Origin of the sequence: Dokdonia pacifica (genome assembly GCF_900188275.1) — a bacterium.
In the GTDB taxonomy this organism is placed as follows: domain Bacteria; phylum Bacteroidota; class Bacteroidia; order Flavobacteriales; family Flavobacteriaceae; genus Dokdonia; species Dokdonia pacifica.
Window position 1 is genome coordinate 1211362 of the sequence record NZ_FZNY01000001.1, and the last position, 25980, is coordinate 1237341.

The 25980-nt window shown below is 34.7% G+C and carries 25 protein-coding genes; 14 read left to right on the forward strand and 11 right to left on the reverse strand.

Annotated elements, in window-relative coordinates:
- Positions 1-12 precede the first annotated feature (12 nt).
- From atpA to CHB80_RS05380, 12 genes are all read left to right on the forward strand, one after another.
- Positions 13-1590 carry a F0F1 ATP synthase subunit alpha gene (gene atpA / locus CHB80_RS05320; protein WP_089370374.1) on the forward strand — a complete coding sequence of 526 codons (1578 nt, stop codon included), beginning with the start codon at positions 13-15 and terminating at the stop codon, positions 1588-1590.
- 84 nt (positions 1591-1674) lie between these two features.
- Positions 1675-2535, forward strand: a complete 861-nt coding sequence (atpG, locus tag CHB80_RS05325; RefSeq protein ID WP_089370375.1) for an ATP synthase F1 subunit gamma — start codon at positions 1675-1677, stop codon at positions 2533-2535.
- A 906-nt stretch (positions 2536-3441) separates the two neighbouring features.
- Positions 3442-4920: a lipopolysaccharide biosynthesis protein gene (locus tag CHB80_RS05335; protein WP_089370377.1), complete on the forward strand. Its 1479-nt coding sequence runs from the start codon at positions 3442-3444 to the stop codon at positions 4918-4920.
- On the forward strand, positions 4910-5344 hold the full coding sequence (gene dut, locus CHB80_RS05340; protein WP_089370378.1) for a dUTP diphosphatase: 435 nt from the start codon (positions 4910-4912) through the stop codon (positions 5342-5344). The genes CHB80_RS05335 and dut overlap by 11 nt, the downstream gene beginning before the upstream one ends.
- A gap of 9 nt (positions 5345-5353) precedes the next feature.
- Positions 5354-6529 carry a tetratricopeptide repeat protein gene (locus CHB80_RS05345; RefSeq protein WP_089370379.1) on the forward strand — a complete coding sequence of 392 codons (1176 nt, stop codon included), beginning with the start codon at positions 5354-5356 and terminating at the stop codon, positions 6527-6529.
- Between the two features lie 47 nt (positions 6530-6576).
- On the forward strand, positions 6577-7596 hold the full coding sequence (locus tag CHB80_RS05350; protein WP_089370380.1) for a sugar nucleotidyltransferase: 1020 nt from the start codon (positions 6577-6579) through the stop codon (positions 7594-7596).
- A gap of 27 nt (positions 7597-7623) precedes the next feature.
- Entirely contained in the window at positions 7624-9003 is a 1380-nt protein-coding gene (locus CHB80_RS05355) for a tetratricopeptide repeat protein (RefSeq protein WP_143337054.1), read from the forward strand.
- Positions 9000-9776 carry a DUF4292 domain-containing protein gene (locus tag CHB80_RS05360; RefSeq protein WP_089370382.1) on the forward strand — a complete coding sequence of 259 codons (777 nt, stop codon included), beginning with the start codon at positions 9000-9002 and terminating at the stop codon, positions 9774-9776. Before CHB80_RS05355 ends, CHB80_RS05360 begins: the two co-directional genes overlap by 4 nt.
- A complete protein-coding gene (locus CHB80_RS05365) occupies positions 9766-10998 on the forward strand; it encodes a murein hydrolase activator EnvC family protein (RefSeq protein ID WP_089370383.1) in 1233 nt (410 codons plus the stop codon). Before CHB80_RS05360 ends, CHB80_RS05365 begins: the two co-directional genes overlap by 11 nt.
- 57 nt (positions 10999-11055) lie before the next feature.
- Positions 11056-11769 carry a hypothetical protein gene (locus CHB80_RS05370; protein ID WP_143337055.1) on the forward strand — a complete coding sequence of 238 codons (714 nt, stop codon included), beginning with the start codon at positions 11056-11058 and terminating at the stop codon, positions 11767-11769.
- A 19-nt stretch (positions 11770-11788) separates the two neighbouring features.
- The gene (locus CHB80_RS05375; protein ID WP_143337056.1) at positions 11789-12376 is read left to right on the forward strand and encodes a hypothetical protein; all 588 of its coding nucleotides are present in this window, start codon (positions 11789-11791) and stop codon (positions 12374-12376) included.
- 109 nt (positions 12377-12485) lie between these two features.
- Complete coding sequence (locus CHB80_RS05380) at positions 12486-12986, forward strand: hypothetical protein (RefSeq protein WP_089370386.1); 501 nt, start codon at positions 12486-12488, stop codon at positions 12984-12986.
- Between the two features lie 6 nt (positions 12987-12992).
- On the opposite strand, the gene CHB80_RS05385 is transcribed toward CHB80_RS05380, so the two are convergent.
- The 3 genes from CHB80_RS05385 to CHB80_RS05400 form a co-directional block, all read right to left on the reverse strand.
- Positions 12993-14048 (reverse strand): T9SS type A sorting domain-containing protein, encoded by a 1056-nt coding sequence (locus CHB80_RS05385; RefSeq protein WP_089370387.1) that lies wholly within the window; start codon positions 14046-14048, stop codon positions 12993-12995.
- Positions 14049-14316: 268 nt separating this feature from the next.
- Positions 14317-14826 (reverse strand): acyl-CoA thioesterase, encoded by a 510-nt coding sequence (locus tag CHB80_RS05395; protein ID WP_089370389.1) that lies wholly within the window; start codon positions 14824-14826, stop codon positions 14317-14319.
- A gap of 135 nt (positions 14827-14961) precedes the next feature.
- Positions 14962-15897 (reverse strand): HU domain-containing protein, encoded by a 936-nt coding sequence (locus tag CHB80_RS05400; protein WP_089370390.1) that lies wholly within the window; start codon positions 15895-15897, stop codon positions 14962-14964.
- Positions 15898-16122: 225 nt separating this feature from the next.
- Between CHB80_RS05400 and dprA the strand changes: the two genes are divergently transcribed.
- The gene (dprA, locus tag CHB80_RS05405; protein ID WP_089370391.1) at positions 16123-17226 is read left to right on the forward strand and encodes a DNA-processing protein DprA; all 1104 of its coding nucleotides are present in this window, start codon (positions 16123-16125) and stop codon (positions 17224-17226) included.
- Positions 17227-17338: 112 nt separating this feature from the next.
- Here the strand turns inward: dprA and CHB80_RS05410 are convergent, their stop codons facing one another.
- From CHB80_RS05410 to CHB80_RS05445, 8 genes are all read right to left on the reverse strand, one after another.
- Positions 17339-19495 carry a prolyl oligopeptidase family serine peptidase gene (locus tag CHB80_RS05410; protein ID WP_089370392.1) on the reverse strand — a complete coding sequence of 719 codons (2157 nt, stop codon included), beginning with the start codon at positions 19493-19495 and terminating at the stop codon, positions 17339-17341.
- Positions 19496-19643: 148 nt separating this feature from the next.
- Positions 19644-20021, reverse strand: coding sequence for a DoxX family membrane protein (locus CHB80_RS05415; protein WP_089370393.1), 378 nt, complete (start codon positions 20019-20021; stop codon positions 19644-19646).
- A gap of 104 nt (positions 20022-20125) precedes the next feature.
- Positions 20126-20749, reverse strand: coding sequence for a chloramphenicol acetyltransferase (locus CHB80_RS05420; RefSeq protein WP_089370394.1), 624 nt, complete (start codon positions 20747-20749; stop codon positions 20126-20128).
- A gap of 10 nt (positions 20750-20759) precedes the next feature.
- Positions 20760-21494 carry a hypothetical protein gene (locus CHB80_RS05425; protein WP_089370395.1) on the reverse strand — a complete coding sequence of 245 codons (735 nt, stop codon included), beginning with the start codon at positions 21492-21494 and terminating at the stop codon, positions 20760-20762.
- Between the two features lie 81 nt (positions 21495-21575).
- On the reverse strand, positions 21576-22565 hold the full coding sequence (locus CHB80_RS05430) for an aspartate-semialdehyde dehydrogenase (RefSeq protein ID WP_089370396.1): 990 nt from the start codon (positions 22563-22565) through the stop codon (positions 21576-21578).
- A gap of 207 nt (positions 22566-22772) precedes the next feature.
- Positions 22773-23177 carry a large conductance mechanosensitive channel protein MscL gene (gene mscL / locus CHB80_RS05435; RefSeq protein ID WP_089370397.1) on the reverse strand — a complete coding sequence of 135 codons (405 nt, stop codon included), beginning with the start codon at positions 23175-23177 and terminating at the stop codon, positions 22773-22775.
- Between the two features lie 84 nt (positions 23178-23261).
- Positions 23262-24359, reverse strand: coding sequence for an alanine racemase (gene alr / locus CHB80_RS05440; protein ID WP_089370398.1), 1098 nt, complete (start codon positions 24357-24359; stop codon positions 23262-23264).
- 6 nt (positions 24360-24365) lie between these two features.
- The gene (locus CHB80_RS05445; RefSeq protein WP_089370399.1) at positions 24366-25022 is read right to left on the reverse strand and encodes a thymidine kinase; all 657 of its coding nucleotides are present in this window, start codon (positions 25020-25022) and stop codon (positions 24366-24368) included.
- A 102-nt stretch (positions 25023-25124) separates the two neighbouring features.
- On the opposite strand from CHB80_RS05445, the gene CHB80_RS05450 reads away from it, so the two are divergent.
- Positions 25125-25976, forward strand: a complete 852-nt coding sequence (locus CHB80_RS05450) for a hypothetical protein (protein WP_089370400.1) — start codon at positions 25125-25127, stop codon at positions 25974-25976.
- Positions 25977-25980: the final 4 nt, after the last annotated feature.

Below are 25980 nucleotides of genomic sequence, written 5' to 3' on the forward strand. Positions count from 1 at the left end.
AACCAATATAAAATGGCAGAAGTTAAACCAGCAGAAGTTTCAGCAATTTTAAAACAGCAACTTTCAGGATTTGAAGCAGCAGCTTCACTTGACGAAGTAGGAACTGTATTAACCGTGGGTGATGGTATTGCTCGTGTATACGGACTTTCTAATGCTCAATACGGAGAATTAGTAGAGTTTGAAAGCGGCCTTGAAGCTATCGTTTTGAACCTTGAAGAAGATAATGTAGGAGTTGTACTTCTAGGAGCTTCTTCAGATATTAAAGAAGGAGATACTGTAAAACGTACACAACGTATCGCTTCTATTAATGTAGGAGAAGGTATTGTAGGACGTGTAGTAAATACACTAGGACAACCTATAGACGGTAAAGGACCTATTTCTGGTGAAACCTATGAGATGCCATTGGAGCGTAAAGCACCAGGAGTTATCTTCCGTGAGCCAGTAACTGAACCATTACAAACAGGTATTAAGTCTATTGACGCTATGATTCCTGTAGGTAGAGGACAACGTGAGTTGGTAATTGGTGACCGTCAAACAGGTAAATCTACCGTTTGTATTGATACCATCCTTAATCAAAAAGAATTTTACGATGCTGGTGAGCCAGTATATTGTATATATGTAGCGATTGGTCAGAAAGCTTCTACTGTAGCAAACATTGCTCAGGTATTAGAAGATGCTGGCGCACTTGCATACACAACTATTGTTGCAGCAAACGCATCAGATCCAGCAGCAATGCAGGTATATGCACCATTTGCTGGAGCAGCGATTGGAGAATATTTCCGTGATACAGGACGCCCTGCATTAATCATTTATGATGATTTATCTAAGCAAGCGGTAGCATACCGTGAGGTATCTCTTTTATTACGTCGTCCACCGGGACGTGAGGCATACCCAGGAGATGTATTCTTCCTTCACTCAAGATTATTAGAGCGTGCCGCAAAAGTGATCAATGATGACGCTATTGCAGCAGATATGAATGACCTTCCTGATAGTTTAAAACCTATCGTAAAAGGAGGAGGATCTCTTACAGCACTTCCTATTATTGAAACACAAGCAGGAGATGTATCTGCATATATCCCAACTAACGTAATTTCGATTACAGATGGTCAGATATTCTTAGATGGAGATTTATTTAACTCTGGTGTACGTCCAGCAATTAACGTAGGTATCTCGGTATCACGTGTAGGAGGTAACGCTCAGATTAAATCAATGAAGAAAGTATCTGGTACCTTAAAACTGGATCAAGCAGCTTTCCGTGAATTAGAAGCATTTGCTAAGTTTGGATCAGACCTTGATGCAGCAACGTTAAATGTAATTGAAAAAGGAAAGCGTAACGTTGAGATTCTTAAGCAATCTGAAAATACGCCATTTACAGTAGAAGATCAGATCGCAATTATTTATGCAGGTTCTAAGAACTTATTACGTGATGTTCCTGTAAATAAAGTAAAAGAATTTGAAGCAGAGTATTTAGAGTTTTTAAATGCAAAGCACAGAGGTATTCTTGATACATTAAAATCAGGAAAACTTACAGACGAAGTAACAGACACGTTAGTAGCTGTTGCTAAAGATCTTTCGGCTAAGTATAACTAAGAGTACGCTTTCGCGAAAGCTGTCTTAGTCACAGTAGAAGTAGCGAAAATAGTAGTATAATAATAACCCTTAACAAGAGCGCCAATGGCAAATCTTAAGGAAATTAGAAACAGAATTGGTTCCGTATCTTCAACGATGCAGATTACCAGTGCCATGAAAATGGTATCTGCTGCAAAATTGAAGAAAGCGCAAGACGCTATTACAGCAATGCGTCCATATGCAGATAAGCTTACTGAGCTATTGCAGAACCTAAGTTCTGGACTAGACAGTGATTCTGGAAGTAATTATGCAGAAAACCGCGAGGTGAATAAAGTGCTTATTATCGCTATTTCATCTAATCGTGGTCTTGCAGGAGCTTTCAATTCTAACATCATCAAAGAAGCAAAACGACTAGCAGAAGAAACCTATGCTAATCAAGAAGTTAGTTTTGTGACTATAGGTAAAAAGGCAAATGATATTATTGGAAAATCACAAAACGTGATTACAAACAATAATGAAATATTTGACGACTTAACTTTTGATAATGTAGCTGTTATTGCAGAAGACTTAATGGAGCGTTTTGCGACAGGTGAATTTGATAAAATCGAAATCATCTACAATAAGTTTAAAAATGCAGCAACTCAAATAGTAACGACAGAACAATTCCTTCCAATACTTCCAGTAGAACAAGGAACTACTTCTAATGTTGATTATATATTTGAGCCATCTAAGCAACAAATTGTAGAAGGATTAATTCCTAAAGCTTTAAAAACGCAATTGTTTAAAGGAATACGCGACTCTGTAGCGAGTGAGCATGGAGCACGTATGACAGCAATGCATAAAGCAACAGATAATGCAACAGAGCTTAGAGATGCACTTAAATTGCAGTATAACAAAGCACGTCAAGCGGCTATTACCAATGAAATCTTAGAGATTGTTGGTGGAGCAGAAGCATTAAACAATTAATTCATTCCCACGAAGGTGGGAATCTCGATATAAAAATCCCGATCTTTTTTAAGATCGGGATTTTTTTGTTATGCCTTATTTTTAAAGGGCTTATCTAACTTTTACAAGCCAATTACGATGTTTAATTTCGGAAACGATTATCGGGACTCACTGGTTTTGTGAAGGTTGCACATACATTTACAACACTTTCTTCACAAATATTTTGGTTTGAGTTATAAGCCTCGAGATGTAACATTCCTCGAGGCTTATCTTTTTTCCGTAAAGACGGAAATCTCACTACGGTATAGCAAAGACTTCTTCTTGTCCTTAAGCTATCCTAAAGATAAACTCTGACTGTAATCTTACATTCATATTACTTGCCTTTTTAGATATAGTAACATTTTTTCATAAGTGACGTTAGGTTTTCCCTATCAAATGCATGTTTAGACACTATAGAGTGGTTTTCTTCTTTTTTATAACAAAACCCCAAGATTGATAGTTTAAAGCGTTCATAGGGCCTTAAAATGAATAAGAATGATACCATGTTTTTCCGCTTTCGCGAAAGCGTATACCATAGCATTGCATTTTTTAAAATTATAACAGCATTTAAATACAAATTTTAGTAAACGATTATCGGGTTTGACTGATATCCTGAAACTTATAGATACATTTATATCACTTTCTTCACAAATATTTTGGTTTGAGTTATAAGCCCCGAGATGTAACATTCCTTGGGGCTTATCTTTTTCTTATGAAGACGGGAGTCTCGTTCTGGTTTAGTTCAAATCTTTTAATCATATGACTAGAGTCACAATAAGAATGTATCGTAATAATTTTATTACTAATATCTTGTTTATAGTTTTGTCATATATGCCATAGAGGCACCTATAAATTTGTTACTTTTAACAATAGATAATACTTCCTTTTTTGAGTACACTTAAAAACCTTTTTAAACACACATTTGTCTATGGTTTAGCTACTGTATTACCAAGAGTACTTACTGTATTGCTAACATGGTTACTTACCAAATATTTAGATACTGAGAGTGATTTTGGAGAAGTGTCTATACTTTTTACTTATATCGTTTTACTTAATGTAGTACTTACATACGGTATGGAAACAGCCTTTTTTAGGTTTTACAATGGAGAATCTGCGACTGAGAAAACAATTAAAACATCACTTTGGACTCTTGTAGTAACGACATTAGTTTTTGCTATATCATCTATTTTTTGGATAGAACCTGTAGCAAGGCTAAGCGATATAAATGTATCTTATTGGAGATGGGTTGTAGGGATTTTAAGTTTTGACACCCTAATGGTGATTCCGTTTGCATTAATGAGAGCAAAAAATCAGTCATTGAAATATGCGATTATTAAAATGATAAACGTGGTTATCTCAGTAGGAACATCAGCTGTTTTCTTAATCGCTACTCAAAAAATGACAAGCCTTTTTACATGGCTTCCTAATGATAAGAAAGAACTCTTTTTTATCTCTGGCTGTATGGCTAGTGCTCTTACATTACTTTTTGTAAGTAAACCATATATAAGTAAGTTTTATATAGATATTTCTTTGCTAAAAAGAATGTTGCGATACAGTTGGCCTATACTTATTGCGGGTCTTGCATTTGCAATAAATGAAGCCTTAGATAAAGTGTTACTTCAATGGTTATTGCCGCTTGACGAAAAAGCAGCAAAAGAGCAAGTTGGTATTTATACGGCGTGTTATCGTTTAGCGATTGGGATGACCTTATATGCAACTGCATTTAGATTAGGAGTAGAACCCTTCTTCTTTAGTCAGTCTAAAGATAAAAATGCATCTCAGCAGTATGCCATGATTACAAAAGCATTTGTCGTGCTAGGAGCCATAGGAATGTTTGTTTACATTGTTTTACTAGATGTTATCAAACCATTATTGATTGGAAAACCTAGTTATCTAGTAGGTATGAAAATTACACCTATTGTTGTGTTTGCCTTCTTCTTTTTTGGCATTTATCAAACGCTGTCTGTTTGGTATAAAGTAACAGATAAGACAAGATATGGAGCCTATATTTCTATAACAGGAGCAGTATTAACGATTGTCTTAAATGTAGTATGTATTCCTACCATAGGATATATGGCAAGTGCAATGGCTACCTGTGCAGCATATGGTTTAATGATGATTGTATCTTATAGTATGGGGAGAAAACATATGCCTATTCCTTATGATATAAAAAATATTGTTTTATATATTATTTTGTCTGTTGGTTTTTCGTCTGTTTTCTTCTATCTTTTAAGAGATTATTTTGGAATAGGGAGTATACAACTTTATCTTGCAGGCATCCTTATGACAGCTATTTTAGTAGGTGTTATTTGGTATAGAGAGCAACCTTTATTACAACAAATATTACGAAGAAAGAATGAAAGTTAAAATCATAAATAAATCAAGTCACGCTTTACCACATTATGAAACTATAGCTAGTGCTGGTATGGATTTACGAGCAAATATATCTGAGCCAATTACGATGGGCCCATTAGAAAGAGCTATTGTCCCTACAGGACTTTTTATAGAACTTCCTATTGGGGTAGAAGCACAAGTACGTCCTAGAAGTGGTCTTGCTGCAAAAAAAGGAATTACAGTTCTTAATGCACCTGGCACGATTGATGCTGATTACAGAGGCGAAGTAGGTGTGATCTTAGTAAATCTTTCTAACGAATCTTTTACTGTAGAAAACGGTGAGCGCATTGCTCAAATGGTTATTGCACAACATGAACAAGCTGTCTGGAAAGAAGTGATTGAACTCTCAAGTACAGAAAGGGGAACAGGAGGTTTTGGAAGTACAGGAACTAAATAAAATAAAGATATGAAAGGTGTTTTTAAAAAAGGAATTGCTTTAAGTTTGTTGTGTCTAGCTATCACTATACAAGCCCAAACTGAAAAGCAAAACAAAGAAGAGGTAATGGCAACCATTATCTGTGAATGTTTAGAAAATGCACCTTCAGAAGATTTAACTAAAGATTTTGCAAAGGAATTTGATGATTGCCATAAAGCTAGTGTTTTAGGAGCATTACTTTCAGGATTACCTACCGATAAAGATTCGACTATAACATTAAACTCAGATGGAAGCTCTGATGAGGTATCTAAAGAAGACACTAACAAAGCAGTTAAGATATTAGAGAAAGATTGTGATGTATTTAAAAGCTTTGTAAATCAGCAAGGTGCTCAGGAAGAATATGTAATAAAATCTGCAAATCATGCATGTGATTGTATAAGTGAAATTCCGACCGCATTAGGACTAGATGAAAAGAATAACCTTATTTCAGAATGTATTGTAAAAGCCGTCTCTGCCTCTGAAGCGAGAGAGCATATAGATTTAAATACAGTAGAAGGTATCAGAGCATTTTATGATGATATACAACGCACGCTTGTAAATAATTGTGATGCATTAGAAAAAGTAACTTTTGCTAGTGATGAAGAAAAATTAAACTCCTATTCTTCTAATAAAAAAGCCATGGAATTTTATAGCCAAGGTATTGATGAGAGTGAAAAAGGGAACTTTAAAAAAGCTATAAAATATTATAAAAAAGCTGTAGCCCTAGACGATGAATTTGTGTTTGCTTGGGATAATTTAGGAAGAACGTATAGAGAATTACATGAATATGATAATGCGATAAGTGCCTATAAAAGTTCTATAGCGGTAGATTCATTAAACAGAACCTCATTAATGAATATTGCAGTTGCATATAATTACAAAAATGACTTTGAGAATTCAGAATATTGGTATACTAAATTAAAAAAAGCATATCCCGAAGATCCAGAAGGACACTATGGGCTTTCTTTAGTATATATGAATAGAAATAAACTAGAAGCTTCACTAAACAGTGTTATTGATGCCTACAAATTGTATAAAGAATCAAAATCACCTTATTCGGCAGATGCAGAAAAAGTGATGAATTATTTATACACATTATTTGAAAAGCAAAACAAAACAGATCGTTTTAAAGAAATATGTGAAGAACGAGATATAAAACTTAATTAAAATGCTCATTTTAAGCAGTGAGAAATAAAACCTACTAACTCCCATATATGAAAATAATAGTACCTATGGCTGGACGCGGAAGCCGTTTACGCCCACATAGTTTAACAGTACCAAAACCATTAATACCTGTAGCAGGAAAACCTATTGTTCATAGACTTGTACGCGATATTGCGAAAGTTTTAAAACAACCCATAGAAGAGATCGCTTTTGTACTGGGAGATCCTGCCTGGTTTGGAGATGATGTGGTTAAGAGTCTAGAAGAACTTGCAAAAAGCTTAGGAGCAAAACCATCTATTTATCGTCAAGATCAACCTTTAGGAACAGGACATGCTATTATGAGCGCTGCACCGTCACTTTCAGGGCCCGCTGTAATAGCTTATGCAGACACATTAATACGTGCAGAGTTTGACCTAGACCCAGAAGCAGATAGCGTAATCTGGACTAAAAAAGTAGATAACCCAGAAGCATATGGTGTTGTAAAACTAAATGAACAACAAGAAATTGTAGAACTTGTAGAAAAACCAGAAAGCTTTGTTTCTGATCAAGCAGTTATTGGAATATATTATTTTAAAGATGTAGCCGTTCTTAAAGGAAAGCTTCAAGAAGTACTTGAAGAAAATATCATGAATGGAGGAGAATATCAAATTAATGATGGTATTAAGAAAATGATGGCAGATGGACGTATCTTTAAAACAGGAACGGTAGATGAATGGATGGATTGTGGAAATAAAGTCGTTACGGTAGAAACAAATGGTAGAATGCTTCAGTTTTTACATGATGATGGAGAAGAAAAATTGGTGGCAGATAGCGCTGTTTTAGAAAATGCAAGCATTATTCCGCCATGTTATATTTCAGAAAATGCAGTGTTACGCAATGTTACAGTGGGTCCATACGTTTCAGTAGGAGCAGATACGGTAATTGAAGACAGTACCATAAAAAATAGCTTGATTCAAGCTAATAGTGTTATTAAAAATGTACAATTAGATCAAGCCATGATAGGAAATCATGTAAAATACAATGGTAAATTCACACAAGTAAGCCTTGGTGATTATACCGTTTTAGAATAGTAGCCCTTTTTGGTAATAACATATACAATGAAAAAGAATCAGTACATATTATTATTGTTTTTGTGTCTTAGTATGCTTTCGCGAAAGCATATATATGCACAAGACCCAACGCCATTTGCAGATCAAAATGTAGATGACCTCGGTGATGTATCTGATCAATTTCAAGAAGCGTTCTTTGAAGCCTTAAAACAAAAAGGAATAGAAAATTATGAACTAGCAATTACGTCACTTAATGAATGTATAGCTATGGAGCCTGCAAGAGCGATTTTGTATTTTGAGAGAGGTAAAAACTACGAAGCGCTCAAAAAATATGATCTCGCCGAAGAAGATTTTTTGAAAACACTTTCTCTAAAACCTAATCAAGAACCTGTTTTAGAATCACTATATGAAGTGTATTATAAAAACAGAGACTATGAGAAAGCAGAAAACATAGTAAAACAGCTTATTCCTTTTGATGTACAATACAAAGAAGATCTTGCAAGAATATATGTCTCAACAAAACGATATGATGAGTCCTTACAGTTATTGGATGAATTAGATACCGTAAAAGGAAGTGATGTTTATCGAGAAGAGTTAAGAGATCGTATCTATAAACTTTCTGGAAATGAGAAAGGACGCACTGATGCTATAGAAAAAAAGATCGCAAGTAATCCTACCGCCGAAGCAGATTATCTAAAACTTATATACTTATATAGCGAGCAGGGAGAAACTAAAAAGGCATATGAAACAGCGTTAAAACTAAAGGAAATCAACCCTAATGCTGAAGAAGTAAACCTTGCTTTATATAAACTCTATCTAGAAGACGGAAAGACAGATGATGCTATTGAAGCAATGAAAAATACAATAAAAAGCAAGAAAATTACACCTAAGGCTAAACATAGAGTTTTAAATGATTTCTTACTTTTTGTAAATAGTAACCCTCAATATGAGACACAATTAGAAGAAGCAATTTCTCTTTTTGACTCTCAAGTTGCTGATTCAAAAATTAATCAAGAACTAGCGAGTTACTATATTAACAAAGGGATTAAGGATAAAGCATTGCCTTACCTTAAAAAAGCACTCGCAAATGATGCTGAAAATATAGATATTATAAAAAGCACACTCTTATTACAGTTAGATACAGGAGCATATGCAGAAGCAGAAGAAGTAGCATCGGCAGGATTAGAATTATATCCTGCTCAGCCATTGTTATATCTTACGTATGGTGTAGCACTTAACAGACAATCTAAATTTAAAGAAGCCATAGAACAACTTGAAGTAGGGATAGATTACATTATAGACGATGTAAAAATGGAATCTGATTTTTACCAACAATTAGGAGAAGCGTATATAGGAACTGGAAATGCCACAAAAGGACAACAGTATATGAACAAAGCAACTGCGCTTAAAGCACAAATGGATAAATGAAAAAGATAGCATTTCTTCTCGTATTTAGTATTCTAGCTAGTTGCGGAGGTACAAAAAAAACGACCAGCAATGTAACTACAGAAGATATTGCTACGGCACGTCTTATTGAAAATCATTATGGAAATAGCTTTGACTTTACAACATTGGTAGCTCGTACGCGAGTACGATATCAAGACAAAAAATCAAGGCAAACGGTTACTGTAAATATCCGAATGGAAAAAGATAAAAAGATATGGATGAGTGCTTCTATTCTAGGAATAACAGGAGCAAAAGCACTTATTACTCCTGAGAAAATATCTTTTTATGAGAAGATTAATAGACGTTATTTTGAAGGAGATTTTTCATTTTTAAGTCAATATTTTGGTGTTAAGATGGATTTTGAACAATTACAACGCCTACTTATTGGACAAACCGTATATAATTTAAGAGATGGAAATTATCAGGTAGATCAGGTTGAAGGTTTATATAAGATTACTCCTAAAAAACAATTAGATATTTTGAACCTCTTCTTCTTTATGGAACCTCAAGATTTCTTAATCAAAAAACAACAGGTAACACAACCTCAAGATAACCTCTCACTAGATGTAAACTATATTACACATCAACAAGTGAAAGGAAAGTTATTCCCTAAAAATATTGCAATTGAGGTATTAGAAAATACAGATCAAACAAATATAGATATAGAATATAGGAGTGTTGAAACAGATGTTTCTGTACGGTTCCCATTTTCTATACCTTCTGGTTATAAAAAGATAGCGTTAGATGAGTTCTAGTAAAAAGAACTATATATTGATGTTTATAGGATGCCTTTTCTTAGGGATGCTACAAACAGGTTATGCTCAAAAACCAACTCGTAAACAACTAGAAGAACGTAGAGCTTCTTTAATTGCAGAAATGCAACAGTTATCACGCTTGCGCGAAACCAATAAGAAGAAAGAAATCTCTCTATTGACACAGGTTGAAGATCTAGATCAACAAATAAAAGTACGTTCAGATATCATAAAAGTTACAAATCGTCAGGCAAACCTCCTCACACAAGAGATTAATGAAAACCTCAATAAAATGGATAACCTGAGGGATGAACTTAAAGATCTTAAAGACGATTATGCATTGATGATTCAAAAGTCCTATAAGAGTAAAAGCGGACAAAGTAAGATTATGTTTCTCTTGTCTAGTGAGAGCTTTAAACAGGCTTATAAGCGTATGCAGTATATGAAGCAATATGCAAACTATCGAAAAAAACAAGGAGATCAAATAAAAGAACGTACGGCACTATTGCAACAAGTAAATACAGATCTTATACAGCAAAAGAAAGATAAAGATGCATTGATTGCCGAAAATAGACTTGCTAGAAAAGAACTTGACAAAGAAAAACAAGCCCAAGATGCGCTAGTAGCTCAAGTGCGTAAAAAATCTAATGTATATGCTGCTCAAATTCGAAAAAAACAGCAAGAAACAGACGAAATTGATCGCCAAATAGATAAAATTATTGCGGATGCAATTGCAGCAAGTAATGTAAAAGCAGGAAAATCAAAGTCTAATAAGAAATTTGCACTTACACCTGAAGAAAAAACGTTGGCTTCCAATTTTGCTTCCAATAAAGGGCGTTTAATCTGGCCTGTAGAAAGAGGGCGTATATCTAGACGTTTTGGTAAAACTAGGCATCCTACATTGCCTAATATTACAACGTATAGTAGTGGAGTAGAAATTGAAACATCTCCAAACGAAAAAGTAAGAGCTGTTTTTAAAGGAGAGGTATTAAAAATACAAAATGTTTCGGGAAGTAATCTGGCAGTTTATATAAAGCATGGGGATTATATTACTGTATACTATAACATCAAAAAGATCACAGTAAAAGTAGGAGATAAGGTGGATTTTAAGCAATCTATTGGAGAAGTAGGCCTTAATGCTTTTAATGGCAAAACAATTCTTAAGTTTTTGGTTAGAAAAAACAACACAAAACTAGACCCTTCAGATTGGGTAAAAGGGATGTAATTTTTCCTCCTTATAAATTTATACGCAACCAAATGCCTTTTTGTACATCTATTATGTATGTATAAAAAAATACCCTTTCTATTACTTACCTCATACTTCTTTATGGTAAGTTGTAGTGATCCGATACAAAACAATAGCCGAATCTCTTTTGATTTTAAAGTAATTAATGAATCCAATCAACCTATTTCTGATATAGGCGTAAGTGCATCTGCACTAAGATCAGGGGTAAGTATATTTATTCCCATAATACCAAGCTTTGAAGGTGTTTTAGGTGTAGGAACTACAGATAATCAAGGTGAAGCCAATTTAATTTCTCTAAGTCCCGATGAAACGATAAGTAGGATAGGAGTCTTAATAAACAGTGAAGAGCAATCTGCTGAAACTCCATTAAATGAAGACTATGGCGTTGTGATTTATCAATTAGATAGTATTATTACAAGAAATACTGTACTGCCAGATGTAGTCTTAAAAAGAAGCGCCACATTAGAAATAGAAATTATAGATACTCCTACTTTAGAGGGAACTTTAAGCTATGCAATTACGTATCCTGCTAGAGTCCAAAAATTTCAGATTCCCTCTGGGGAAGAAGCTATTAGCGAAACAATAGAAGGCTCAGGAATTCTGGAGTCTTCAGAAATACTTGTGCTTGAAACTCTTCAAAACACAACAGCACTATTCACATATTTTATTACCTCCAATGGAGTAACAGAATCAGATACTATTGAAATTCCTATTAATCAAGAAACAGTTCAGTATGCATTCGAGTTTTAAGGTTTTAGCATGTATTCTTTTGTGTACTCAACTAGGTTGGTCTCAAGAAAAAGTAAAAGATACGACACATACAAGAAACGAATTTTCAAAAACATTTTTTGAAATTGCCTATACACAACCAGTATCTTATGGAGATAATTTTATAAATAAAGGATATGATCTTAGCGGTACTATAGATGTAGGAATTACAACAGCGTTTTACTATAACACAACGTTACATTTTGATGTAAACATTGCATCTGGAGATGTTACAAGACCCGATTTGGTTGGAAATATTAGATCTGCAATTTTTACAAGGATTTCTGGAGGAATAGGATATCCTCTTGATATAACAGACAAGCTCCAGTTTATACCGTCATTGCACATAGGATATTTAAAAATAGGTCAAAACGGTTTTGATGGAGAATTTAGAGATGATGGGGTTTTTCTAGCTCCAGAAGTAGCGTTTTATTACGCAGTTTTTGGTTGGATAGATATTTCGTTAGGTGCCAGAAATTATTTTGATTTTATACGTATAGACGCACCCTCCGATGTTCGATCTTTTTTTAATAATGCACAATCTGTATATCCTTATATAGGATTGCGATTTTTATTAGATAAAGTCTAATTACATTCTTCACGTTTGTTTAACCTTTTCTTAGCTATTGTTTATGAGCAGGTTAGTAAAACTTAACACTTTTTGATTCTTTCTTTGTTTTATACTAAAAGAATCAAGCATGAAAAACAGTCTATTATTTATATCCTTAGTTATTTTGTATAGCAGTCATAGTCATGCACAAACAAAAGAAAAAATTGAGATAGTACCTACAGGCGCTACGATCGTTAGTAAAGATAAAACACAATTTGAGCTATATGAGCAATATAGAGGTGTGTTCTTTAAAAAAACGATAAGCCCTTCTATAAGTATACTAACAGGGTTAAATTATTCAAGTATTGAAAATAAGGATTTTCTAGAGTTTCCGTTACTTTTTCAATATCAATTTTCACCAAGATTAAAAGCGTCAGGAGGTTCTCAATTTGAGATGGTCCGAGATAGAGAAACTGGCATATTTACAGTAAGAGGAGTATCCTTCTCTACAGGAGTTGATTATCAGTTTACAGAAAATTGGGATGCGGGCATACAATTTGTACTACCAATTATCAAAGGAAAAGCATTTGAAAGCTCAAGTCCTTTTGTTCCAAACCCCATACGATTACGTACAGGGTTTAAATTTTGATATCATTTATTGTATAATAATTCGCTCTGTGAATCTTCCCTCTAAGGTATTAATCGTTAAAAAATAAGTCCCGCTAGAAAGCGTATGTTCAAGTACGTTTTGAATATTGTCTTGAGATCTATATTGTTTTACAATACGTCCAGTTACATCTATAATAGCAATGTCATTAATAGTTTTCCCTTGTAACCCTTTAATAGAAAATTGTCCTTGATTTGGATTTGGAAAAACCGTAATTGTATTTGCCAGAATCTGGTCAGATACAGAAAGTACATTGCCCTGAAACCTGGATAAGATACCCGCTCCATTTTGAACAAAGTATAAATCATCATTATAAAAACTCACACCAAAGGGATTGTTTTGATTACTTACAAGCTCTATTGCAGTTGGAGAGGTTTCTGAGGTGTCTATTCTAAAAATAGATCCGTTCGTCACAAACTCAGTAACAAGAAGTATAGAGCCCTCTGCATGTATTCCTGCTGGGTTATTAAGCCCCGTAACGACATCTTCTAGTACAGGAGTGGTTTCTGTCACGTTAAACTTTGAAACACGATTAGCGCCTGCGTGAGCTATAAATAACTCATCGCCTATAAGTACAATTTGCTCAGGAAAGTTAAGTCCATTAATAACTGTCGATACTGCTCCAGTAGTAAGATCAACACGACCAATTCTTCCGCCTTGAAATTCAGAAAAATACAAGTCATTATCAATTCGTACCATAGAGACTGGTGTTACAAGTCCAGATGCAATGGTGACTTGATTTGATATGAGATCACTAGCATCTCTACGTGTGATGACGCCTCCTACTTGAGAAATATACACATCATCTCCATCAAAAAGAAGACTCGTAGGTCCATTAATGCCTGTTATGACGTCTTCGGCAGTTGGATTTGTATCAGTAAGATCAACGCGTACTATGGCATTACCTGAAAACTCAGCAACGTACGCATCAGAACCTTGTATGACTACATCAAAAGGATCAGAAAGCCCTGTGACAACAGAAGAAACCTGTGATATAGACAGAAATGGAATAATCAATAAAAATAAGAATGTAGTTTTTTTCATAATAGGTAGGATATTAGGTAGTTATTAGTACATATACACAATGATATATGCATATTTATAGTGTAGTCTTATTGCGAAAAGAATGCTTACAGATAATATGATTTTGTTCTTTGCTGGGTACGCTTTACCGCTTCGCTCTCCCTACGGTCGTGAATCTCACAAATTCGCTTTCGCGAAAGCGTATAAAACATCAATAGAATTAAAATTAGATACAAAAAAAGCCTTTATACGTATAAAGGCTTTCTGTTATATTGTTGGGCTATTTAATTTATGTAAAAAGCGCTTTTAACTCTGTAGCATCGTTAGGTTGCATTTTACCAGCAAGCACTAAACTTAATTGTTTACGACGTAAAGCACCATCATAACGTTCTTTTTCATTATCGGTTTCTGGAGTTACCGGCGGAACAGGAACAGGCTGTCCTTGTTCATTTACAGCTACAAATGTATAGATTGCTTCATTGGCTTTGCTACAGATGCCACTCTCACGATCTTCAATCCATACATCAATGTAAATTTCCATAGAGGTTTTAAATGCTCTAGAGATTTTAGCTTCTACAGTGACTACACTCCCTAGGGCAATTGTTTTATTAAAAGCAACATGATTTACTGAAGCTGTTACCACAATTCTGCGAGAATGTCTTCTGGCAGCAATACTAGCAGCTCTATCCATACGAGCGAGAAGCTCACCTCCAAAAAGATTATTTAAAGGATTTGTTTCACTAGGTAAAACAAGATCTGTAAGTACTGTTTTAGATTCGCTAGGCGTACGTGATTCCATAGATTCTTATTTTTTTGGCAAAGGTAGGGGTATCTATCGAAATATGAAGTTTGCAACCATAAAATAAAACATATTTATAGAGGCTTTATAGTATAAGTATGCGTTATAAACAAGTAAACTAAATGGGAATAAAAACTAGAGTTCTCTTACGTCAAGCCAAGCTGTTTTGTTATCTTCTTTTCTGACATTGCGAAGAATAGCTAATGCTTCTTGAGCATCAGAATAACTGCCATATACTACTTGGTGTAAACCAAATTTATTAACTCCTACAAGTCTTGCCTTAGTGTATCCCTTGTCTTGAAGTTGTTGGATTCTTTTTTCGGCATTCTCTTGAATTCTAAAAGCACCTGCAACTACATGATACTTTCCTTTAGGTTTTATGAGATCTAGTGTTATAGCAGGTAGCGGATTCTCTATAACAAAGGTAGCTTGTTGTATTTTTTCATCTACCTGAGTTTTTGCTTCCTGTTCTGCAGCATAATTATGTTCTTCTATATTTTTAAGGTATTTAAACCCTCCAAAACCAGCCATGCCAAGACCTATAACAGCAATTGCTGCATATTTCATCCATCCAAAAGAAGCTCTTCTTTCTGGTGTAAATGCAATAGGTGTTTTTTCTTCTATCGCTGCTATTTCTTCTTTATATACCTCACGTGCAATTTGAGGAGAGGTAAATGAAGATAGTCCAAATGAAGAAGTAAGATAGTTGAGGTGATATGAAGGTTCAAATTGCAGTGTGTTTTCTTCACTCATTTTAAAAGAACCTACATTTTTAAACTCAATAGGAGTCCCTTTGTGTAAATTGTCAAATAAGAAACGTACATACGATGCAATTTTAGTATTTGCATCTTCATGAGGGATCATTTCCTTTGTAGCAATGTAGTTTGCCAATAGTCCATCGGTATCTGTAAGCTGTGCATTGAAAGAAAGCTTCTTTTTTGGTGGGTAAAAAGCTTTTGTGCTCTCATGGATGATAGCCGATTGATACTGAGTTAAAAACGCCCCAAAACCAGGCACGATTACACACTCATAACGATATAAAAGGTCACTTATGTATTGGTCTAATTGCATAAAATAAAGATACTTTTTTTTAAAACTTTGCAAACACTCATAATGATATTTTATTAACAAAAGTAAGATAGGGGCACGGCTTCTTGATTTAGAGTGTGTTACTTTAAAAGTATGGTTTGCTATTTATAAGTGTTTTTTGATGTTTTAGACATGCTTAGAAAATGATAGAATGTGCTTTTATCTCATCAATAAAAATTGTTTCTTGTGTATTTGTAAACGACACATATGCCTGAAAACGAATTCCTTTCTTTATTAACGCTTCAACATATTCCGCATTTAGGAGATGGAAGTATTAAAAAGTTGATTCAGCATTTTGGGAGTGCAGAAGCTGTTTTGCAACAAAAAAAGAAAGATCTTCTTCAAGTAGATGGCATAGGAGAACATAAACTTCAATCTTTTTGGAATGAAAAGCATGCCGCTTTCGCGAAAGCAGAATTAGAACACATCCAAACCCATAAGATCGCTTATAGTTGCTATACAGACAATGACTATCCACAACGATTAAAGCATTGTATTGATGGTCCTGTTGTGTTGTTTCAACGAGGTAACATAGACTTACAACAACGTAAAATTATAAGTATAGTTGGCACTCGAAAAGTGACATCTTATGGGACTGCGTTTGTCGAAAAATTGATAGAAGAACTCGTTCCTTTTAATCCTGTTATTGTTTCTGGATTTGCGTATGGGGTAGATATTACGGCACATAAAGCAGCACTGGCTAATAATTTACAAACTATTGGTGTTTTAGCACACGGACTTCATACCATGTACCCTAAAGTACATAGTAAATATGTAAAAGAGGTAGAGCAAAATGGCGGTTTCATGACCGATTTTTGGACATCAGACACGTTTGTACATACTAATTTTTTACAACGTAATCGTATTATTGCAGGTCTAAGTGAAGCGACTATTGTGATAGAAAGTGCCGCTAAAGGAGGATCATTGGTAACTACAGATTTTGCTAATGGATATCATCGCGATGTGTTTGCTGTTCCGGGAAGAACCACAGATCCATTAAGCATAGGATGTAATAATTTGATTAAACAACACAAAGCACATATGCTTACTTCGGCAGCAGACATTGCCTATATCCTTAATTGGAAGTTGGAAGAAACAACACCATTACCAGTTCAGAAAAAACTATTTGTAACCCTAGAAGATGACGAAAAATTGATTTGGAATTTTCTAAAAGAACAAGGGAAAGAACAATTGGATATCATTGCGTTGCAATGCAAAATGCCTACACATAAGATCGCAGGAACTTTACTCAGTATGGAATTAAAAGGAGTCATACGCCCTTTACCAGGAAAGTTGTTTGAGGTGGTTTAATTTCAGATATACGCTATTTTGGAAGTAGCGAAAAAAGCAAGAAACCCAAGTAGTACTTGAGTTTCTTTATTATATGCATTCCTGATTTCGTTTTTCTACTTTCGTTTTTCGATTACCCTTTTATTTTCCCAGGTAATGCTTTATATCCCATATTATAAAGTGTAAATCCATAGATATCTGCATACTGCTCTATAGTTTTACTTACGGGAGTTCCGGCACCGTGACCTGCATCGGTTTCAATACGGATAAGGGTAGGAGCGCTTCCTGCCTGTTTTGCTTGTAATTCGGCAGCAAATTTAAAGGAGTGCGCGGGCACTACACGATCATCATGATCACCTGTTGTTACAAGTGTTGCTGGGTATGAAACGCCTTCTTTTACATTGTGTACTGGTGAATATCCTTTCAGGTATTCAAACATTTCTTTACTGTCTTCTGCAGTCCCATAATCATATGCCCATCCTGCACCTGCGGTAAAAGTATGGTATCTAAGCATATCCATTACACCTACAGCGGGTAAGGCTACTTTCATAAGATCAGGACGTTGCGTCATCGTTGCTCCTACAAGCAATCCTCCATTTGATCCTCCTCGTATGGCTAGGTAATCACTTGAGGTATATTTTTGTGCTATAAGATATTCTGCAGCAGCTATAAAATCGTCAAATACATTTTGCTTTTGCATTTTAGTTCCTGCATCATGCCATTCTTTTCCATACTCACCACCTCCTCGTAAATTAGGAACAGCATACACACCGCCTTGCTCCATCCATACAGCATTTGTAATACTAAAACTAGGTGTAAGACTTACATTAAACCCTCCATAACCATAAAGTATAGTTGGGTTTTTGCCATTGAGTTCTAATCCTTTTTTGTGAGTAATAATCATAGGTACTTTTGTCCCATCTTTAGAGGTGTAAAATACTTGCTTGCTTTCGTAATTATCAGAATTAAAATCAATATCTGGTTTTCTAAATAATTCTGAAGTCCCTGTTTTTATATCATATTTATAAGCACTTCCGGGTGTTTTGTAATTACTAAAACTATAATATAGTTCTGTTTCTTCTTTTTTAGTACCAAAACCACCTACAGATCCTACCCCAGGTAATTCCACTTCGCGAATCAATTTTCCATCATAATCATATTGCATTACTTTAGAAACAGCATCTACCATATAACGGGCAAAAATAGACCCTCCACCAGTACTAGCATTCAATACATTTTTTGTTTCAGGAATAATATCTACCCAGTTTTCAGGACGCGGGTCACTTACATCTACAGCAACAACACGTTGGTTTGGAGCATTAAGGTTTGTTGATAAAATAAGTTTTGATCCTACATTATCTATAAGGTATGTATCACTATCTGTATGATCTAGAATAGTTACTAGACCACTGTTAGGTTTTGTAAGATCTTTAATGTATAGTTTATTACCAGAAGTACTTACTCTTGGACTAATGGTTAAAAAACGATTGTCTCTAGAAACGTTTCCGTAGATATAACGGTGTTTTTCTTCTGGGGTTCCTCCAAAAACGAGGGCGTCTTCAGATTGAGGTGTTCCCAGTTTGTGATAATATACTTTATGTTGATCTGTTTTGGCAGAAAGTGCACTTCCTTCAGGCTTATCATAACTTGAGTAGTAAAAACCTTCATTTTTATACCAGCTCATTCCAGAAAACTTTACATCTACTAGGGTGTCTTCTACAATTTTTTTAGATTCTGTATCCATGATCAGGATTTTACGCCAATCACTTCCCCCTTCAGAAATACTATACGCGAGTGTCCCTCCATCTTCAGAAAAACTAGCACCTCCTAATGAAATGGTACCGTCTTCTGCAAACGTATTTGGATCTAAAAATATAGTAGCCGTATCTGGATCGTCTCCTGTTTTATAACGATAGATGACATATTGATTTTGTAATCCATCATTTTTATAAAAATAAGTGTAATCTCCTTCTTTAAAAGGCGATCCTATTTTTTCATAATTCCATAGTTTTTCTAACCTTTCCTTAAGTTGTGTTCTAAAAGGAATGGTGTCAAGATATCCATAGGTCACTTGATTTTGACGTTTTACCCAATCTTCAGTTTCAGAACTGCGATCATCTTCTAACCAACGATAAGGATCTGGCACTTCAGTACCAAAATAGGTGTCTACGGTATCAGTTTTTTGGGTTTGGGTATAGGTCACTGCAATAGAATTTTCTATAGATTTTACATCATTTTGACAAGAGAATAGTACGCTACTCACAAAGGCTAAAAAAAGGACTCTTTTCATAAGGGTGTGGTATAAAATTGAAAGAGTGAAGATAGGGATTTGTTCGCTTTCACGAAAGTGAAGTTTATACTGAGTTCGTGGAAGTACGAAAGCATAAAAAATCCCGCCAAAAATAGGCAGGATTGTTATGATATATTAAGATGTTTATCTATTGTATTAAGTGTCTGTAATTATTCCAGTTCTTATAAATAAAATAGATGTTTACAATAGCTACTACTAATGCAGGTACTATATTTGGTGGGTCTAAAACAGCATGAAAAAGAACGACATTAACAGAGATAGGTAGTAATGCTAATAATGCAGCTGGAAATGCTTTTTTAGTAATAAAAAGAATCCCGACAACAGCCTCAAGCCCTCCTACTAATGGCCACATATAACCACTATCTGTAAATGCTTGAAATAAATTTGCAGCACCTACATTTTCTCCAAATTCAAAGTCTGGCATAAACCAGAAAAATTTATTAAGTCCAAATGCAAGCAACATAAGTCCAAGTCCGATTCTAATAATTGTATTTACTATTTTCATGAGTTTGTTTGTTTTGGTTATTATAGCGACTTAGACGCAAGAGAATACCATCGATTACAAATAAACTTCAAAAAAATTGTCAATTTGACCTTAAGGCATTTTGTTTAGGCGTTAAGCAGATTTTGAAAAACATCTATAAAACGGCTTACATGAAGGCCGTCTATAAGACCATGGTGAACGTATATCGCTACAGGCATTGTCTTTTTTTCACTTTGAGTTGTTACTTTTCCAAAGGAAATTTTAGGCTCACTTCCTTTAGCTTTAAACATTCTGGCATGGGTGATGGAGCTGAAATTAAGCCATGGTATCGCCGAATAATGGATTACATTTTCTGGATTTTCTGGAGGAAACAGTGTGTCACTTTCTTGAATACGCTCTATTTCTTTTTGTAAAGAAGTCACAAACTCATTAAAATCTTCTGCATAAGGAATATCACTAAATGCAAATGTTTCATTCTTTCTCATCAATGTTGCTGAGGCACCAATATGATCATATAAAACCACTTGATTATCGGGAGTGATACGATATTTAAAGTTTTCTATTTGATTGGAAGCAAGAACACATTTATGTAAGTAATATGAAAAAAAAGAATATCCTTTTTCTTTTGCAACGCGCATAGCTTTCGTAACGTCTACAGATACAGTGACTCCGAAAAAAGGTTCTTCAAATTGCGTAAAAAAATCAAAGTGTTGTTTGCGTTTCCAAGTAGAAAGATCGATTGTTTTCAATGGGATTAATTTATTTTGAGAGTAATCTATATTTAAAATCTACTGTTTTTTCTCCTTCATTAAATTCTCCACCTTTAATATCAATATATAATTGTTTTGATACATCTATATAGCCAAGAGTAATGCTATATACTTTTATAACCATATTGTCTATGTTTTCAAAATCGATAGTTGTACTATTTGATTCTTCATTAATCCATTTATATCCTCTCCAGCTACTATTAAATACATTATCAGGAGATTCAATAATGAGAGGGCCATCAAATGCAAGTGTCTTTTCATTAATACGAGCTTTTTTAGATTTTAAATCAATAACGATTGATGTAAAGTCTGTTGTATCTGATGATTTCAGATAGATTTTGTTTTTAGAATAAGAAATATCAAAGTATAATTGTCCCGTAGAATTTATTTTTACATCAAATTTTTTAGTAACCATATATTCATATTCTTCCTTAGTAATTCCCATCCTTTTATCATAAGGCATAGGTTCACCTTCTTTTGCAAGAACGTTATTCACTTGTTGATTAAACCATTCTTTATTTTCTGATAACGCTTTTGTGAATTTTTCAATAATTTTTTCTGATCTATCAGACATAGAGACACCATTCATAATCTCAAAATCTACTCTCCCTTCAGGTAGTAAAAACACTACATCTTGATTAAAATCACCAGAATACTCAAAAGATTGAGCATTCATAGTAGCGTAACTATACAAAAGCAGCAAAAGTGAAAGAATAGATTTCATTATATGTGGTATTTACTTATGACAATGTACTAAAAAGAAAAACCTCCACAAGGGAGGTTTTCTATTATATAGTATTTGATATTACACCAAATTATTTTCTACAAGGTATTCTCCAATCTGAACAGCATTAGTTGCTGCTCCTTTTCGAAGATTATCAGAGACAATCCACATATTCAATGAATTTTCTTGTGAGTGATCTCGGCGTATGCGACCTACAAATACATCATTTTTACCTTCAGCATAAATAGGCATAGGGTAGGTGTTTGTATCTGGATTGTCTTGTACAGTAACACCATCAGTTTCACTTAACAGCTTGCGTATATCAGTAAGATCATATTCATTATGAAATTCTAGATTTACAGACTCACTATGGCCTCCTACTACAGGAATACGTACCGCAGTTGCCGTTATCGCAATGGTACGATCGTCTAGTATTTTTTGAGTTTCATTAACAAGTTTCAATTCTTCTTTGGTATATCCATTTTCTTGAAAAACATCACAAGCAGGAATCGCATTACGGTGAATAGGGTATGGATATGCCATTTCACCTTTCTCTCCTGCATACTCGTTTTCTAATTGCTGTACTGCTTTTACACCTGTTCCAGTAATTGATTGATATGTAGAAACTACCAGTCTTTTAATGCCATACTTTTTATGTAATGGCGCTAGTGCCAATACCATTTGTATCGTAGAGCAATTAGGGTTTGCAATAATCTTGTCGTTTTTAGTTAAAGCATTTGCATTAATTTCAGGAACAACCAGTTTTTTTGTTAAATCCATTCGCCATGCAGATGAATTATCAATTACAGTAGTTCCTACTTCGGCAAATTTTGGAGCAAATTCAAGAGACGTGTCTCCTCCAGCAGAAAAAATAGCAATATCTGGTTTGGCAGCAATAGCATCTTCCATAGAAGAAATAGTGTACTCCTTCTGTTTATATAGCACCTGTTTTCCTACCGATCGTGGAGATGCAACAGGAATTAATTCTGTTATTGGAAAATTACGTTCTGCAAGCACTTGCAACATCACTTGGCCTACCATTCCGGTAGCACCTACTACGGCTACTCTCATTAGAATATGAATGTTTTTAAATTAAAACCTCAAATTTAGGGAGATGTACTTGATTTATGAACTTTAAAACAAATAAAAAATGCATAATATTTGAAGGTTACACAAAAGAATTAAAAAATGTATAATTACTAACAAAAAACTGCCTTAGCTAGATAACTAAGGCAGTTTACGGTTAAAAATATGTACTGTAGCGGTGGCTACGTATGTTTATTTTTTAAGTGCATCTCTGATTTCAGTCAATAAATCAATTTCAGATGGTCCTGCTGGAGCAGGCTCTTCAGCTGGTTTCTTCGTTTTATTGTATGCTTTTACAATTAAGAACATAACAAATCCTACAACGATTAAGCTAATTATAGTATCGATCCAAGCTCCATATTCTACTGCTGCAACCCCTGCTTCTTTTGCTGCTTCAACAGTTTTATATTCTACATCTCCTGGAGTCCAGAACTTATCTGAAAAGCTTGCACCTCCAGTTATTAGACCAATAAGAGGCATAGCAATTTTAGAGACGAACCCATTAATCACTGCTCCCATTGCTCCGGCCATAATTACTGCAACAGCAAAATCAATGACGTTACCCGTCATAATAAAATCCTTAAATTCTTTTAACATTTTAATTTGGTTTAAAGGTTAATGAATCTCTAAGGTACTAAAAAAACAAATTCAATTAACAAAGTTTTAAGAATATACAAGTTGCTATCGAAGAACGACACGTTTTATCCGTTGAGATACCGCGGTGAGTAGTTCATATGAGATAGAATGAATCCTAGCAGACACATCAACAGCAGAGACTTCTTCTCCAAAAATAGTGACATCATCTCCTTCTTTACAATCAATACCTGTAATATTAACCATAAGCATGTCCATACATACGTTCCCTATAATAGGCGCTTTCTCTCCCTGTATAGTGACATATCCTTTACCATTACCATAAGCTCTGGAAATACCATCGGCATGTCCTATGGGAATCGTGGCTGTTTTTTCATAATGAGTAGCTGTATAGGCACGATTGTATCCTACAGTTTCATTAGGCTCAATCATATGTATTTGAGAAATGACGGATTTAAGGCATGCTACAGGACGTAAATTTTGATCTTCCTTAGGAGTATTGCCATAGCCGTATAATCCTATACCCGTGCGTACCATATCAAACTGAGCTTCCGGATAATTAATAATAGCTGAGGTGTTACTCTGATGTAAGAAAGGAGTATCATCCAATGCTTGTAAAAGAGTATTTGCAGTTTTTGTGAAACTAGCAATCTGATGTTGGGTAAACGTTTTTTCTTCTAAATCTTCACTAGCCGCTAAATGTGAAAAAATAGAGGTGATTTTAATAGCATCTGTTTCTTTAAGACGTTCTAGAATCCAGTCGGTGTCATTTTCCCAGAAACCTAAACGGTTAAGACCGGTATTAAATTTTAAGTGAACAGGATAGTGTTTTTGTTTATGCGCTTTCGCGAAAGCGGAAAATTCACGAAAAACACGGGCGCTATATAAACTAGGCTCTAGACAATTTTCAATAACCACTTTAAAATTATCAGGTTGAGGATGTAATACTAAAATAGGAATCTGTATTCCTGCTTTACGTAAAGCTTCTCCTTCATGAGCGTACGCTACAGCAAAATAATCAATTCCTAATTCTTCTAGGAATAGCGCTACTTCACAGGCATCACTTCCATATCCGAAAGCTTTTACAACCCCCATCATTTTTACATCTTTAGCAAGTTTAGACCTGAGATAGGCGTAGTTATGTTTTAATGCATTGAGGTTTATTTCTAGACGGGTGACCCCCATAAGAGATTATTTATCGGTGTTTGTATCAGGTATTTTTTCTATAGAAACTTCGGTAGGATCATTTACCTCCATTTTTTTAAGACGATCACGCAACATGGCTTTGTAATAAGCGCCTCTACTTAGAGGTTCATACTCTTCGGTTTCTCCCAAAAGTACAATGTTGTCATTTTGTGCTTTACGATAACTATATTGGGCTAAGTTACCCGTACGTGTGCATACGGCATGTACTTTAGTAACATACTCTGCCGTAGCCATCAATGCAGGCATAGGTCCAAAAGGATTTCCTTTAAAGTCCATATCTAAACCAGCAATAATAACTCTAATGCCTCTATTTGCTAGGTCATTACATACTTTTACAATTTCGTCATCAAAAAATTGTGCTTCATCTATTCCTATCACATCACAATTATCTGCAAGAATAGGGATATTTGCTGCCGCAGGAACGGGTGTAGAACGTATTTCATTAGCATCGTGAGATACTACCATTTCTTCGTCGTAGCGAGTATCTACAGCAGGTTTGAAGATTTCAACTTTTTGTTTTGCAAACTGGGCGCGTTTAAGCCTGCGAATGAGTTCTTCTGTTTTTCCAGAGAACATTGATCCACAAATTACTTCAATCCAACCGAATTGCTCCTTATGATTTACTGTGTTTTCGAGAAACATTTTGTACTTTTCAAGACCAAAACGTCTTTTTTGACGTTTGGTTTTAGGTCAGGGTAAATTTATCAAAAAAGAGACGTAATCAACGTTAAGTATTCGAAAGTTATGAAGAAATCTATTAAAGCAGAATTAATAAGTCTCGCACACAAAATATTACAACTTAAAGATGATACTTCATATGCGCAAATGACAGAGCAATCTAGAGCGCTTTATGAGAAATTGATGGTGCTATCTTATGCAGAAAAGCTAGAACAATCTGGCCAACCTACTATTGGATTGTCTAAAATTGAAGCAACAATCAATGAAATACATGAGGAAGAGGCAATAGCTCCTGTTATTGAGAAAATATTAGAAGAAGTACACGAAGAAGAAAAAATAGAGACGCCTGAACCTGTTAAAGTAAAAACACCAGCAGAAATTGTTGCCGAAAATGAAGCGCGATTTGCTGAAGCAAGAGCAAATGACAGGCATAGGCCAGATGGTACTGTTTTTAATCAAGATGAACCTGTACACGAACCTGTAATTGAAAAAATTAAAGACATCGTAGCCGAAATGCCTCCAGAAGCTTCGGTTATAGATGAGCTTGTAGATTCTATAGAGCCTCAAGATCGCTATCAAAAAAATGATATGCTAGAAATAGGGAGGGAGTTTGCTCAAACACCTGTTTTTGAACCTGTCGCAGTAGCCGAAGAAGATGTAATTCCTAAAAACCTTAATGATAAACTTAAAAGTGGTCTTAAAATAGGACTCAATGATAAGCTTGCTTTCATAAAACATCTCTTCCAAGGTAGTGATGCCGACTATAATAGAGTATTGTCACAATTAAGCACTTTTAGGTCTTTAGAAGAGGCAAAACAATTTATATATCAGATGGTAAAGCCTGATTATGATTCTTGGGAAGGGAAAGAAGAATACGAAGAACGTTTTATACAGATTATTGAGAGTAAGTTTAATTAATACA

Bases quoted from the DNA above. Each gene is read 5' to 3' on its own strand.
- atpA (WP_089370374.1), top strand. From the start codon at position 13: ATGGCAGAAGTTAAACCAGCAGAAGTTTCAGCAATTTTAAAACAGCAA.
- atpG (WP_089370375.1), top strand. From the start codon at position 1,675: ATGGCAAATCTTAAGGAAATTAGAAACAGAATTGGTTCCGTATCTTCA.
- dut (WP_089370378.1), top strand. From the start codon at position 4,910: ATGAAAGTTAAAATCATAAATAAATCAAGTCACGCTTTACCACATTAT.
- CHB80_RS05345 (WP_089370379.1), top strand. From the start codon at position 5,354: ATGAAAGGTGTTTTTAAAAAAGGAATTGCTTTAAGTTTGTTGTGTCTA.
- CHB80_RS05350 (WP_089370380.1), top strand. From the start codon at position 6,577: ATGAAAATAATAGTACCTATGGCTGGACGCGGAAGCCGTTTACGCCCA.
- CHB80_RS05355 (WP_143337054.1), top strand. From the start codon at position 7,624: ATGAAAAAGAATCAGTACATATTATTATTGTTTTTGTGTCTTAGTATG.
- CHB80_RS05360 (WP_089370382.1), top strand. From the start codon at position 9,000: ATGAAAAAGATAGCATTTCTTCTCGTATTTAGTATTCTAGCTAGTTGC.
- CHB80_RS05365 (WP_089370383.1), top strand. From the start codon at position 9,766: ATGAGTTCTAGTAAAAAGAACTATATATTGATGTTTATAGGATGCCTT.
- CHB80_RS05370 (WP_143337055.1), top strand. From the start codon at position 11,056: ATGTATAAAAAAATACCCTTTCTATTACTTACCTCATACTTCTTTATG.
- CHB80_RS05380 (WP_089370386.1), top strand. From the start codon at position 12,486: ATGAAAAACAGTCTATTATTTATATCCTTAGTTATTTTGTATAGCAGT.
- CHB80_RS05385 (WP_089370387.1), bottom strand. From the start codon at position 14,048: ATGAAAAAAACTACATTCTTATTTTTATTGATTATTCCATTTCTGTCT.
- CHB80_RS05395 (WP_089370389.1), bottom strand. From the start codon at position 14,826: ATGGAATCACGTACGCCTAGCGAATCTAAAACAGTACTTACAGATCTT.
- CHB80_RS05400 (WP_089370390.1), bottom strand. From the start codon at position 15,897: ATGCAATTAGACCAATACATAAGTGACCTTTTATATCGTTATGAGTGT.
- dprA (WP_089370391.1), top strand. From the start codon at position 16,123: ATGCCTGAAAACGAATTCCTTTCTTTATTAACGCTTCAACATATTCCG.
- CHB80_RS05410 (WP_089370392.1), bottom strand. From the start codon at position 19,495: ATGAAAAGAGTCCTTTTTTTAGCCTTTGTGAGTAGCGTACTATTCTCT.
- CHB80_RS05415 (WP_089370393.1), bottom strand. From the start codon at position 20,021: ATGAAAATAGTAAATACAATTATTAGAATCGGACTTGGACTTATGTTG.
- CHB80_RS05425 (WP_089370395.1), bottom strand. From the start codon at position 21,494: ATGAAATCTATTCTTTCACTTTTGCTGCTTTTGTATAGTTACGCTACT.
- CHB80_RS05430 (WP_089370396.1), bottom strand. From the start codon at position 22,565: ATGAGAGTAGCCGTAGTAGGTGCTACCGGAATGGTAGGCCAAGTGATG.
- mscL (WP_089370397.1), bottom strand. From the start codon at position 23,177: ATGTTAAAAGAATTTAAGGATTTTATTATGACGGGTAACGTCATTGAT.
- alr (WP_089370398.1), bottom strand. From the start codon at position 24,359: ATGGGGGTCACCCGTCTAGAAATAAACCTCAATGCATTAAAACATAAC.
- CHB80_RS05445 (WP_089370399.1), bottom strand. From the start codon at position 25,022: ATGTTTCTCGAAAACACAGTAAATCATAAGGAGCAATTCGGTTGGATT.
- CHB80_RS05450 (WP_089370400.1), top strand. From the start codon at position 25,125: ATGAAGAAATCTATTAAAGCAGAATTAATAAGTCTCGCACACAAAATA.